Below are 14,016 nucleotides of genomic sequence, written 5' to 3'. Positions count from 1 at the left end.
AAGTATTAAATTTTTGACTGGATTAGCTCCTTTAATTTCGGATCAGAAGGCCTGATGGCATCATAACTCACCATTTTACCGTTTTTGTCAAACAGGATAAACCGTGGTATTTCTGTTATTTCGTAATCCTGGATCAAACTTCCCTGGTTGTTGGAGTATAAATGAATGCCCGACAAGTTCTTTGTCTCAATCATATTTTTCCATTTATCTTTCTCGGTGTCTATTGAAATACTGAGGAAAACAACCTCTTTCCCCTCGAATGATTTTTCGAGTGCTTCCAGCGCCGGCTGTTCTGCAAGACAAGGCTTACACCAGGTAGCCCAAACATCCACCAATACTACCTTGCCCCGGAAATCTTTAAGATGATGTACTTTACCATCTCTGTCGGGATATGCAAAATCAATTGACTCGCCGCCTGGTTCCTTCAAAATGGCTCTTTTCTCAAAAAAGTTCATTCTGTTCTTCTGCTGGTCTGTGACCATGTACTGTTTGTTTTTGCTTACAAAAGCAGCCATTTTCTGATATTCCTTGCGAGCTAATGCGGTGAGTACATAATCAGCTCTCATCTTTGGGTTAGTGATCTCGGGAACAATGACGTTCTCCAGGTATCCATTCTCTAAATTATAAATGAAGTGTTTTACAAATGCTGAATTCTGGATATAACTATAACCAAAAGGGAGTGTCCATATCTGCTGATCTGCATAATTCTCTGTTTTAAATATGTTGGAAATAAAAGCCGGGTATTGATCATGCCGGGTATATCCCAACCCTTGTAAAAACGGACCTAAAGCATCGTATCGGAAACTGTATGGCAGCATGAATTTTACATCGCGGTCAAATTTTGTATTGTCTGTTTTGATATTATTCACAAATGCTTCGGCAGGTTTCACCAGGGAATCAAGTGCAGGAGCGTAACCATTCGCTGCTCGTTTCCAGCCATCTTTGGTATAAGTAAAATTTCTGAGTGGCGCCACTATTTTATTCCAATCAGCAAACACCTTATTCTCCGCATTTACTTTGCCGGAGTAGGTGATCTCTCCAAAGCCGGCATCGATCGTCAGCGAGTCGCCTTTCCGCATATATACCGGGTATACTTCATCAGCGATTCCAATATAACGGATCACATTCAGATCACTGTCTGCCAGCTGCGCCTGAAAGGAATGGTCTTGCCGGGCTACCGGGATCATAGACACAGGCACCATACCTCCATCTGCTGCCTTGAAAAGATAAATCTGGCTGCCGCCCATGGTACTGGTATTTTCTTTCACAAACTTACCTTTGATCACGGCATGCTGTGCCCAGGCCGCCGCTGAAATACCCAGCAGCAGGATAGATAAAACTGTCTTTTTCATATTTGATTTTAATTATTACTTATAATATGTTTTTGCCAGGATTGGTTCCATTATCGGCTATTTAAGAGGCACTCCCATATCAGTAAGTATCTGTTTGATATAACCGTATTTGATCATGATATTCTCCTGGTTTCCATAAAGCTGTTTAAACTGCGCTTCTGAATTACCCAGCACCGCCTCCAGGTACATACACACATCCATCCATGTTGAAATAGGTGTGTAATACGTATTTCTTGGATCGGTGCCCAGGAATCCAATGGCCTGTGGCGTGGCCGTTACCCCTGGTGGCAGACCTGTTACCAGGCTGGCAAGCTGGAATTGATACACGCCATATACGTCACGCGAAGTCACAAACTTCCTGGAGGCATTGTAAAATTTCTGCAGGATGGTGCTGTATTTATCACTGAGTACTGCATTGGTAAGAAAGGCACGCAGGATAGCTCCTTTATAAGCAGCCCTGGTAGCTTCGTTCATACCAGGAATTTGTGGCACAGCGCCTATCACAATTGTATTGAATCCCTTGAAGGCATATTTACCAAACGCGTTGCTGCTCAGCGTATCCACGAGCAGGATACTCGGTATATGTATTCCCTTCGGCAGTACCGGTATGATCTCTGTCCTCAGAAAATCCAATGCAGCCGGCACATCTGCCTTTGAACAATAAGTAAATGACTGCACTATTGGTGGCGCCCCGGATTGCAGGCCGCCCAATGAGTAGCTCATCGACAACACTTCATAATAAGTATAATCATGTCCAAACACATCCCGCCGCTGCTGGGAACCAATGGTATCATTGATGTATATAGGTATCCCGGTTTCCTTGTAGAAAAGATAATTGGCATGAATCGTTGCATCATTTGGATCATCCGCCACCACCAGCCAGTTTTTATCATAGTCAGGAAAAACTGTTTCTTCCTCCTTTCTGCATGATGCCACCAAAGTCAATAAAGAAAAGGCGATCAGAGATATTTTATTTTTCATGTGCACTGGATTATAGTGGTTGAATCTGACGAACAGGACGAATTGGATTAGTAAGCGCGCCACGGTTGAATTCTATGGCATAGTCAGGGATGGGGACCTGCCAGCCTGCACCGTCTTCCGCAATAGATTTAAGTACATAGTTACCTACCGGCGTATACGTGTTAGACTGCGCATCATAACTGTAAACAGGATGTTTGATGACAAAGGAAGATGGCAATGGATATTTTGAATTCACCGCATAACGCCTGAGATCAAACCAGCGATGTCCTTCAAAACACAGTTCACGACGCCGTTCAGCACGGATAAAATTAACAAGCGCCTCATTGGATGAAGGAAGCTGACCTGTACCGGCATCCCTGAAGCGTTTCATGCGCAGCCGCTGTAATTCAGCACGGGCTTCGCCGTCTGCGCCCATCATAGCCAATGCTTCTGCGCGGTTCAGTATTACCTCTGCGTAGCGGAAAGAGAAAATGCAGGATACCTGGTTAGGATCATTATACGTGCTCCAGGCGCGGTATTTGGCCGGCAGCCAGGACTTACTTTTAGTAGCCCTGCTGAAGAAAGCAACACGTCTCAGATCAGCCGTGTCATAAGTACCCACTAAATCATTAGAAGCCTTGAAGGCAGAAACCCGGTTATCATTACCGCTCCACTGAGACAGTGAATCGTTCATAAAAACGCCGGGAATCACATATGAGCCCATGGTGAAAATAGACTCCCCTGCGCCCCGGTAGGAAAAGCTGTTGCCCGCTACATACTGATTGAGGTCAGTAAGGTTGTAGCCCATTGTTTCAAAGTCTTTCACTGTTGCAACAACTTTATCATATTGCTCGGTATACAGGTAAACACGGCTTTGCAAAGCCTTAACAGCCGCAATGCCCACCCTTATCCTGTTGTCTGGATTATACCCTTCCAGGTAGGTAGCCGCTTCATTAAGATCTGCTATGATCTGGGTGTATACCTTCTCATTATTATCACGGGTAAAATATTTGTCGTCTATCTTTTCAGAAACTTTTACAGGTACCCCCTGGTCTGTTGTAGCAGTACTTTTTCGGTAGGGCGCTCCATAAATATTTTGCAACATAAAATAATAGTATCCCCTGAGAAAATAAGCTTCCCCGCGTAAATGCTTTAACTGCAGGTTTTGGGCGGAGCCGTCAGCGAGTTTAGCCGCCTGGAAAAGAATTGCATTCAAAGCGCCAATACGTTTGTACAATCTGCGCCAGGCAGTTTCTTCCCATGTGGCGTTGAGAATATCAACAGCAGGCACCTGGCCCCAGTTATGAAAACCAGACAATTTGTAAAGTGGAGTGGCCTGACTTGTTTCTACCACGTCCGCTACAAATGCTTCACTGTCGTCATCCATTACATGCAGCCATGGAGCGAAAACGCTCAATTCTGATGATATATCCGACAGGGTGGACTGGCTGTAGATAGATAGTTGTACATTATTTATAAAAGCTTCACCGATCATCAGGCTCTCGAGGTCCGCCGTGGTGGAGGCATACTTTTGATCTGTAGTATATTCCTCCAGGAATTTGCTGCATGATGACAACAATAGTAAGCACGTAAGCAGAACAAATACATTTTTCATGGTGCTTATATTTTAAAATGAAACATTAATACTACCGGTATAGGAAGGTCTTATCGAAAGGTTGATATTGGGAGATCCCCCCGACTGTTCCGGATCCTGACCTTTTAACAGCTTGTTGGTGATAGTGAACAGGTTTGTTCCGGTAATGCTGACATAAGCTGAAGCAAATCCTAACTTCCGCATCATTTTTTCATTGAAGTTGTATCTGAAAGAGGCGGACTGAAGTTTCACATAATTAGCGCTTACCAGCCTTACATCCGAGTTGTCATACATGTCGTACATGCTGCCTGCAAAAGAATAAGCACTTGCCGGATAAATATTCCACCAGGGAATGTTAACATTGTTAGTAGCCTGTAAACCGGGGATATTGGTATAGTTCTCATCACCTGGCCGGCGCCATCTGTCTACAAATTCCTTTCGCAGATTTTGCTGTGGATAGGTAATAGCAGAAGCATATCCGGAGGCTATTTTCAGCATCCTGATCTTGTTCCCAAGGGAATAGGTAATATTACAGGACAACCCGAAATTACGCCAGCCGAAATAGTTGGAGATACCACCTTGTATAAAGGGCTCTCTGCGACCAGACTCACTCATCACAGACAGATATACATCCTCCCTTTTCATCTGGGAGTATTTCTTATTGTATTCACCTGCCAGCTCCGGTTCTGCACCGTAAAAGATGGGAGAACCATCTACTGGACTCAGACCTTTAAATTTATAGGAGTAAAAAGTATTGATCGGCTTCCCGGACAATTGTACAGTACCATTCAGAAAGTCGTTATAGGTAATGTTGTCCACCAGCACATTGTTCCTGTTATTAATAGCCCTGTTCAAAACTTTGTTCAATACCTGCCCCAGTTGCGGATCTATACGCCATACAAATCCGCGGCGGGAGCTACTTAAAGAAGCGTTATCAATTGCCTTTATTGACAACGCTACCTCTATGCCTTTATTTTCAAGGGTACCGCTATTGATAACATACTTTTCTACTCCATTGATCTCAGATACTGTTTTGTTAAGAAATGCATCTTTGGTTCTCTTATAGAAATATGACAGCGATCCGTTGAGCTTTCCTTTTAAGATGGAAAATTCCAGGCCGGCATTAAAGGATGAAGTCTTTTCCCATTTAAGATCCGGGTTAGGGAAGTTTACAATATTGGAAGATGTTTCATTATAGTAGGGATTTGTATTTAGGTTCTGGCGAATCACCATGCTGGCAGACTGGCCAGGCAACATATTCCCCTGCCAGCCCCAGGATCCTTTGAGAGCAAGATCATTGATCCAGGCTACATCACTAAGTACATCGTTCTTCATGTTCCACCGGCCAGAAACTGCCCAGATAGGCAGAAAGCGGTTGTTGGTTCTGGACCCGAAAAGGTTGGATTGTTCCCCCCTGATATGGACATTCAGCAGGTAGCGGTTATCGTAGGAATAACCCGCTGTACCAAACCAGGCAAAATCATTGGTGAGCTGGCGGTTAAAATATCCCAGGGCAGGTTTTGTTGACATCCATTGCTGATAATATCCTGTATAGGTGGTAGGCACAATATCAAAGTACCCACCCATCTCTCTGAAATAGCCTCTCCTGGTAATATTGAACCCATCATATCCATTGGATTTTACTTCCACACCACCAGTAGCAGTTAAAGAGTGCCTGCCGGATTTATCCAATGTTGTTATGTAATTTACCTGCAAACGGCCGGTATAATTTTTATTCCGCGTTTCAGACTTTTGCAGTTCCCCTCCAACCGGGGCCAGGTCCCATCTGTTTGTCTGATCAGCGCGCAGTTTAAATATGTAATAAGAATCTTTGGTATAGTACAATTCCCTGTTGTTGTTACTGATGCCAAAAGCGAAAGTGCCTTCCACATCTAATCCCCTTATTATCCGCCATTTTAACAGCGCCCTGATGTTGGCAGAAATGAGGTCAGTACGATCATTACTGTTGTCACGCTCGTTTAGGATATTGTAATTATAATTTAACAAACCATTGGTTTGTGGATAATAAAAGAGACTACCATCCGGGTTATAAGCCGGGATCGTACGGCTGGTATTATAAGCGTAGTTCATGATACCCAGATCCGACGGCGTATAATTCCTGACCTGGTAGTTGCCGTTAAATGCAATCTGCGCCATGAACTTCTTATAGTCGGCAGTAACATTCAGCATGGAGGAGTAACGTTTGTTACTTTCACCATTGATCACGCCATTTTCGTTGAGATAACCAACCGAGGAATAATACTTGATATCATTTGATCCACCTGAAAGGTTTAGCGTATGATTTTGGGTAAAAGCGTCTTGTGTAATGAGTCCCAGCCAGTCTGTGTTCACATTCGCATAATAATCGCTTAAGCGTTTGAATTCATCATAGGGAATCTTGCCTTCGTAGTAATCCTGCAAGGCGCTTTCATATCCTGACCATTGCGTTATATTGTTATAATGCATGCCACGTTCCACCATTTCTTTGGATACATCCATGCGTTCCCTGGATGTCATCATATACATGCCTCTATCAGTATATCTTGGCCGGCGCGTATACCCGGATGACAGGGAGTAAGATATCATAGGTTTTCCGGGCTTCCCTTTTTTGGTAGTGATTACAATCACACCATTGCCGGCTTTTGCACCGTACAACGCAGTTGCAGACGCATCCTTCAGCACATCTATCTGCTCAATATCGTCCGGATTCAGACCTGCAATTGCATTACCCAGCAGGTTCACAAAATCGAGGTCATTGATCTGCTGCGGATCTACATTTACAGGATCAGTCAGTACAATACCATCAAGCACCCAGAGCGGTTCACGGTTACCAAGAATGGTGGATGTTCCGCGTATTCTTAGTTTGGGAGCTGCGCCTACCTGTCCTGAGTTCTGCATGAATATCATTCCAGGTACCCTGCCTTCCAGCAACTTGTCAATGGTGTTCACACCCGGAGTTCTTATATCGTCCATCCTGAGAGTAGTAACAGCACTCGTAAGATGGCGTCTGTCTATTTTCAGATAACCTGTATTCACCACCACGTTTACCTCGTTAAGGTCAGCGGTAGTCAGTGCAAGGGTGACTATCCGGGCTCTCTGGGCGCCTATCTCCAAATCTGCATATCCAAGCAGATGTATTTGAAGGATATCATTGGCATACTTGCCAGGAATAATAAATTCGCCGTTTTTATTTGTTCTTGTAGCGAAGCTGGTATTCTTGACTTTTATGGTAGCCGCCTCCAGTGGTAGTCCCGCATCGTTGGTAACACGACCGTTAACGTCAGATAATAACCCGGCATTCTGATCTGCAATGGTTTGATTTTTCTCTGTAATGATGATCAAACCGTCCCTGATTTCATAGCTCAATGGTTGCTCTGACAAAAGCTTTTGCAACGCACCTGTAAGCGGCTCTTTTACCAGCTTCAGTGTAACTGGCCTGGTCTTTTTCAGAATGCGGTCATTGTAAGAAAAATCATACTTCGTTTGTTTACTGATTTCTTCTGCCACCTTCACAAAGGGAGCATTCTTCACATTCAAGGTAACTGTTTGCGCCCTTACGGACGCGAACAGTAAGATCAGAATAGGAATAAGGATAGAAAAAAACTTGTGCGGAAGGGATAATGTGCTACCATCTTTGTTCTTTGTTGAATGCTTACGGTAAAGCACATGCCTTCCTTTGCCTTTGCGAAAAAGGGAAGAGCCCATAAATGAATAGTTGGTTTTTGGTTGATTATGAATATAAGATTCCCACCAGCTGGCATGCGATCAACATGCAGCTCCAAATGGAAGCCAATAAACGATTTTGGTAATTTGCTAATGCACTACGCTAATATTCCTTTCCTTTACTTCGAATTTTATATCTCCTATTTTTTCAAGTGCGTGCAGCACAGTTGACAATTTTTTATCTCTCCTGATAGATGCGTGAACTTTAATATCTTCCGGAACTCCCGTGTAGTCTACCTTCAGGTCATACCATCGGGCTACCTGGCGCAGTACCTCTGTCAATGGTGTAGCTTTAAAGCGGAAATCCCCTTCTTTCCATGCAGTATACAATGATACATCAACAACTGCTACATCGAAATTTGCTTTCTCCAGTACGGCCTGCTCTCCCGGATGCAATTGTACCGGCCCTGCTCCTCCCCGGCTATCTAATTTTACGCTGCCGTTTACAAGTGTGGTGACTGTATTGTTCTCGTCTTTATAACAGTTGATATTAAACCCAGTGCCCAACACTGTTACATCCTGGTTGGAGGTATGCACAATAAATGGTTGGGAGGCATCCTGTGTTACTTCGAAATACGCTTCCCCATTCAGGATTACCCGTCGGTCTTTTCCATTAAATACCGTTGGATATGAAAGCGAAGACGCTGCATTCAACCATACCCTTGTCCCATCACTTAAGGTAACGCGGTATTGTCCTCCCCGTGGCGTAGTTAAGGTGACCTGTTCTATAGACTCTTTTACAGGCAGGATATCACCATCTTTGTAATGAATACTTTCTTTGTCTATTACTATTTCCTGCTTCTCACCATTCAACTGATATACCTTTCCATTTGATGCGGTAAGGGTTGCACGATTTGTACCGGGAGGAATATCACGGCTGGCCAACTGCGAGGTGGTGTATCGGTTATGTGCAAACTCTTTATAAAAATAAAATCCGGATGACAATACCAGTAGCAAACCTGCGGCGGCGGCTACCCCCTTCCACCATGACAACTGCTTATATTTTGGCACATGCGTTGTTCCCAGTTGTTCCCGGATACCCTGCCACGCCTGATCTTTAACTATCCTGGCGCTTGTATCCAGTAATGATGATATGTTGTTCTCCCCTGAAAAATGGGATATAAGCAGGGCATCCTGTTCTGCCTGATTTTCTTTACGCCGGAAAAAATCATACAGGTGAAATAATTCCTCGTCGGTAATTGTTTCTTCAATATATTTTTTGAAAAGTTCTTCTATATTAATGTTTTCCATCTTAGCAAACAGCCCTGTTAATGCATGATTACAGATAAATACACACGAGAAATAAAAAATAGCACCCCTGAAAAAAATTATTTTTCAAAAAAAACAGGGACCAGTGCTGCAATCAAATAAATGTAGTTGGATCTTAATATATTCCTTAGCTGCTTATTAGCTTCTTGTATGTGATGATTGATAGCAGAGGCACTAATATTCAACCGGCTGCTTATTTCCTGGTAGCTGAGTCCATCTATCTTATGCATGGTATATACCTCCCGCTGTCTCGGTGTTAGTTTGTTTAACGCAGCATACAGTAACTCTTTGGCTTCAGATTGATTAAGGGAGTCTTCGATGGGGTTATGACTATCATCCGGATTAATCTGCTTGCGCATCAACTGATCATATACGCTTCTTCTATATACATTTTTTGAAAGATTGGCCGCCATTTTAAATACTAAAGCACCAAAACTAAGTTCCGGATTGATATTATGCCGGACCTCCCAGATCTTAATAAACAGATCCTGGAGAATATCCTCTGCTAATTCTTCCGACCGCAGCAATTGAAGTAACTTCATAGTCAGGCGGGGGGCATAGATGTCATAAAGGGCTTTAAAAGCAAACTCATTCCCTTCCTGCAACCTACGTAACAGCTCCTTCTCATCGGTGGTTTGTATGATATCCACTTCCCTTATTAAATTAATTTGTGCTGAAATTATAAAAAGAAAAAAAGAATAGCCAATATTTTTTCAACCTCATAGATAGCAGGCAAAACATATGTCATTTTGACACTTAAATATCTGTTATCATAAAAAAAGTGACTGGCACTATCTGATGGGAATTATGGATTTGTTAGCGGAAAGATGGTTGGATGGCACCTCCCTACAGGTATGACAGTCAGAAACAATGTTGTTACAGTCCGGAATAAGACTATCAGGATATCATCCGCCTCTGTATCATTTCCGCCCCTAATTTGTGACATTTGAATACCCTCCCCCAAAGATAACCGCAGTAATTTTATAGTATTCGATTAAGAGAAAGACTCCCGTTATGAAAATATGTCTGCTGCCATTGATACGTCAGGGCATACCCTTGTGTATTCACATGTTATCAAAACCTTCGTTGTATACCCAAACAAAGGTTAGCGCTAATCGTTTTACCAATTTTTCTCCACACAAAATCCATTTCTCTTTTCCATTCCAAATTGCAATCCTGTTCTAAACGGACGGGATGCGGTGTTTCTGTAGTCATTATGTACGCAATTAATTTGTTCATAGCCGGGATAAAGTGCGACAGGTAAAGAGCACTACTATCTTTTCAATGGTGCCTTTCCCGGCTTAATTTATTAAACCATTTAACCTTTATGAAAACAACATCACAGACTCTATTTAAACAAACGATTATGCTTCTCCCGGATTCCGGACTTTTTAAATCCATCAGAACATTTTCGAAGTTCAGGCAACTGCCACTTGCCCTCCTCTGTTTACTTCCCCTTGTTATTATGTTCCACGGCTATGAACTGAAGGCCCAATCCACAGCCAGCTACACATGGAAGAATGTAGCTATTGGTGGTGGCGGATTTGTTTCCGCTATCATCCCGAGTAAAACCGAGCAAAACCTGGTTTATGCCCGGACAGACGTGGGAGGTGCTTACCGCTGGAATGCACCCACTTCAAGTTGGGTTCCGTTGTTAGATTGGGTATCGGACGATGAAGTCGGGTTCCTCGGCGTTGAGTCTTTGGCCATAGATCCCCAATTGCCTGGCAGGGTCTATATGCTGGTAGGTATCTCTTATTTCAATGGAGGAAAAACAGCGATACTCCGGTCTAACGATTACGGTAATACCTTTGCCGTTACAAATGTTACTTCACAATTCAAGGCCCATGGCAATGGAATGGGACGGCAAACCGGCGAAAAGCTGGTAGTAGACCCTCACAACAGCAATATTCTATACTGTGGCACCCGTTGGAATGGATTATTCAGAAGTACCGACGCTGGCGCTACATGGAGCAGGCTGAGCTCTCTGGATGTAACCACAACTCCTAATGAAAACGGGATAAGCTTTGTAGTTTTAGACGGGAGCAGTGTTTCAGGAGGAGTTACCCAAAGGATCATTGTTGGCGTTTCACGCAGCGGGAGTACCAACCTGTACAGAAGTGATAATGGCGGACAATCTTTTTCTGCTATTTCCGGTGCTACCACCACTTATATGCCACATCGGGCTGCTTTAGCAAGTAATGGCAACCTGTATCTCACTTATGCCAATGGCGCAGGCCCAACCGGGCATTGGTCGCAACCGGAACCTATGGATAACGGACAGATCTGGCGGTACAGCATTTCCACCGGATCATGGACAAACATTACACCTTCCGGTTTCAACAAGGCATTCGGAGGCATCAGTGTTGATCCCAATAACCCCAACAGGATTGTGGCCAGTACCATCAACACCTACATGAACCAGAATGGCGCCTGGGGCGACAGGATGTTCCTGAGTACAAACGGTGGTTCAAGCTGGGTGGATGTGGTAGACAGGGGATTTACCATGGATCCGGATGGTATCACCTGGGTTAGCGGTCATGCCATCCATTGGGCAGGGTCCATAGAATTCGACCCTTTCAATACCGAAAAGGTTTGGGTTACTTCAGGTAATGGTGTTTTTAGAAATGATAATATCAGTTCCAGCGGCACCTGGCGGTTTGCAGTAAGAGGGCTGGAAGAAACGGTACCACTTGGACTGGAAAGTATTCCCAATGGTCCCGTAATTTCTGTTATTGGCGACTATGATGGGTTCAGACACACTACCAATGTTAGCCAATATGCTCCTATTCATAATCCGCAAATGGGCACCACCAGCGGATTGGCAGTAGCTGCTCAAAATACAAACAAAATTGTCAGGGTAGGAAACAACATGTATTATTCCAATGATATGGGAGTAACCTGGACTCAAAATAGCATGAATGGCTCTCACGGACAGGTGGCATTATCAGCTAATGGTAATACTGTACTGCATTCTCCCAAAGAATCTTCCACTACCTACCGGTCAACCAATAATGGAGCCTCCTGGTCTGCGGTAAGTGGTTTAAGTTTTAATGAGGCACGGGCGGTTGGCGATCCGGTCAATTCCGATAAATTCTATGCCTATAATCCCGGAAATGGAGCCGTAATGGTAAGTACCAACGGAGGAGCTTCGTTTTCCCAGGCTGGTTCAGTTGCAAGCGGCGGCTCAAAAGTCATTCGCCTGGCACCCGGAAGGGAAGGTCATGTTTGGATAGCTTTGAACAATGGAGGACTGGCACGTTCAACTAATTCAGGGCAATCATTTTCCACCATAAGCGGCGTCAGTAATTGCGGAGCTGTTGGTTTTGGGGTGGCTGCTCCCGGGGCAAATTATCCTGCGATTTATATTTGGGCTACCTTCAATAATGCCAGGGGCGTTTATCGCTCTACAGACCAGGGAGCTTCATGGGTTCGTGTAAATGATGATACGCATGAATTTGGCGGTCCGGGTAACGGGCAATTCGTACAGGGGGATATGAATATCTTCGGAAGAGTATATATGAGTACAGCAGGCAGAGGCATCGTTTATGGAGATCCCTCTTCCTCCTGTACACCTACTGCCATTACCCCATACGTACAGGTCAATGGCGGAACCTGGCAACAAACAGCCAATGCTTCTTTAGCTGCAGGCGGCACCGTTCAGTTAGGTCCTCAGCCTACGCAGGGAGGATCATGGAGCTGGAGCGGGCCCAATAATTTTAGTGCTTCTTCCCGGGAAATATATCTTTCAAATATCCAGGCCAACCAGGCTGGCAACTACGTGGCCACCTACACCAATAGCGGAGGATGCCAGAGTACACAAACCTTTAATATTGCCCTGACCGGCTCTATACAGCGGGAATCCTGGACCGGGATCAACGGAACTACTATCAGCAGCCTGAATTCCAATGGCAATTATCCCAACAACCCTACAGGCAGAGATCAGCTCACCAGCCTGGAAGGCCCCACTAACTGGGCGGATAACTATGGCACCAGGATCCGCGGATATATCCATCCTCCTGCAAGCGGCAGCTACACCTTCTGGGTAGCGGGAGACGATAACGCAGAATTATACCTCAGCACCACCGATAACCCGGCTAATAAATCAAGGATAGCCTATGCAGATGGATGGACCAACTCCAGGGAATGGAATAAGTACGGCACACAGCAATCCGCTTCCATTAACCTGAGCGCCGGGCAGAAATATTATATTGAAGTGCTGCATAAAGAAGGCAGTGGCGGAGATAATGTAGCAGTATCCTGGCAAGGCCCCGGCATTTCACAACAGGTAATCGCCGGTAACTACCTCTCTCCCTTCACCATGGAAACAAATGGTACTTTAACCGCCAAACTATCATCGGATGTCAGCACGAATGAAGACGAAGTTAGCCTGTACCCGAATCCATCCAGCACAGGAAAGTTTACGATTCTTCTCCCGGAAATTCCGGAAAATGCATTCATAAGAATTTATGATAACCATGGCAGAAAGCTTTACGAAAAGAAAACTCACGGCAATAAAAAGATAGAAATCGATTCACGGCTTCATGCAGGATTCTACATTGTGACGATAGAATCGAAAAAATTTAGTTCCACTAAGAAACTCATCATTAACTGATAAATCTCCGGGAATGCTTCTAGTGAAGCATTCCCGGGTTCTTGTATAGTTTCCGGAAATACGTAAAATATCCATTTTTTAAAAATCATTTCTCTGCTGCCAGCCCTCATTAATCTTCCAGTACCTCACCTATATTTGCCCGGTTGCTTAAATATAACAGGGATAAACCTTATCAAAAGTTTCCTTGTGCATTTCCTTTAACGCAAAACGGCTATCCGGCAGTTTGGGCTACTAACGGTCTAAAAAAAAGTCTACCTGTTGCGCGGGTAGTTTCTGTTATTTAACGTAGTTTTATACCCGTTTGAAAAACCGTTCACCAGTTGTATTGATTTAAACCCGCTTCTTTATGACCCAGTTAACAGATGCCATATTTAGTATAATGGTAACCCCGTATTTCAGTTCAGCATGTTTGCCTTGAGGCTAAGCATTTTCTATCACCACTAATTAGAATTGGCTTGTCCGGCCCAGACTATCGGCGTCGCACCGAAAGCCATAAAGTATTT

General features: G+C 44.1%; 7 protein-coding genes. 1 reads left to right on the top strand and 6 read right to left on the bottom strand.

Annotated elements, in window-relative coordinates; genetic code table 11:
* Nucleotides 1–5: 5 nt before the first annotated feature.
* The 6 genes from J7623_RS18995 to J7623_RS18970 form a co-directional block, all read right to left on the bottom strand.
* On the bottom strand, nucleotides 6–1,352 hold the full coding sequence (locus tag J7623_RS18995; protein ID WP_291923257.1) for a TlpA disulfide reductase family protein: 1,347 nt from the start codon (nucleotides 1,350–1,352) through the stop codon (nucleotides 6–8).
* A 57-nt stretch (nucleotides 1,353–1,409) separates the two neighbouring features.
* Complete coding sequence (locus tag J7623_RS18990; RefSeq protein ID WP_291923255.1) at nucleotides 1,410–2,333, bottom strand: hypothetical protein; 924 nt, start codon at nucleotides 2,331–2,333, stop codon at nucleotides 1,410–1,412.
* Between the two features lie 10 nt (nucleotides 2,334–2,343).
* Nucleotides 2,344–3,927, bottom strand: coding sequence for a RagB/SusD family nutrient uptake outer membrane protein (locus J7623_RS18985; protein ID WP_291923253.1), 1,584 nt, complete (start codon nucleotides 3,925–3,927; stop codon nucleotides 2,344–2,346).
* Between the two features lie 12 nt (nucleotides 3,928–3,939).
* On the bottom strand, nucleotides 3,940–7,437 hold the full coding sequence (locus J7623_RS18980; RefSeq protein WP_291923452.1) for a SusC/RagA family TonB-linked outer membrane protein: 3,498 nt from the start codon (nucleotides 7,435–7,437) through the stop codon (nucleotides 3,940–3,942).
* Between the two features lie 282 nt (nucleotides 7,438–7,719).
* Nucleotides 7,720–8,880 (bottom strand): FecR family protein, encoded by a 1,161-nt coding sequence (locus tag J7623_RS18975; protein ID WP_291923251.1) that lies wholly within the window; start codon nucleotides 8,878–8,880, stop codon nucleotides 7,720–7,722.
* Nucleotides 8,881–8,957: 77 nt separating this feature from the next.
* Nucleotides 8,958–9,548: a sigma-70 family RNA polymerase sigma factor gene (locus tag J7623_RS18970; RefSeq protein WP_291923248.1), complete on the bottom strand. Its 591-nt coding sequence runs from the start codon at nucleotides 9,546–9,548 to the stop codon at nucleotides 8,958–8,960.
* 716 nt (nucleotides 9,549–10,264) lie between these two features.
* Between J7623_RS18970 and J7623_RS18965 the strand changes: the two genes are divergently transcribed.
* On the top strand, nucleotides 10,265–13,513 hold the full coding sequence (locus tag J7623_RS18965) for a T9SS type A sorting domain-containing protein (protein WP_291923247.1): 3,249 nt from the start codon (nucleotides 10,265–10,267) through the stop codon (nucleotides 13,511–13,513).
* The last annotated feature ends 503 nt before the right edge of the window (nucleotides 13,514–14,016 follow it).

This window comes from Chitinophaga sp. (assembly GCF_017745275.1).
In the GTDB taxonomy this organism is placed as follows: Bacteria; Bacteroidota; Bacteroidia; order Chitinophagales; family Chitinophagaceae; genus Chitinophaga.
This window is presented reverse-complemented; position numbering and strand designations above follow the sequence as displayed.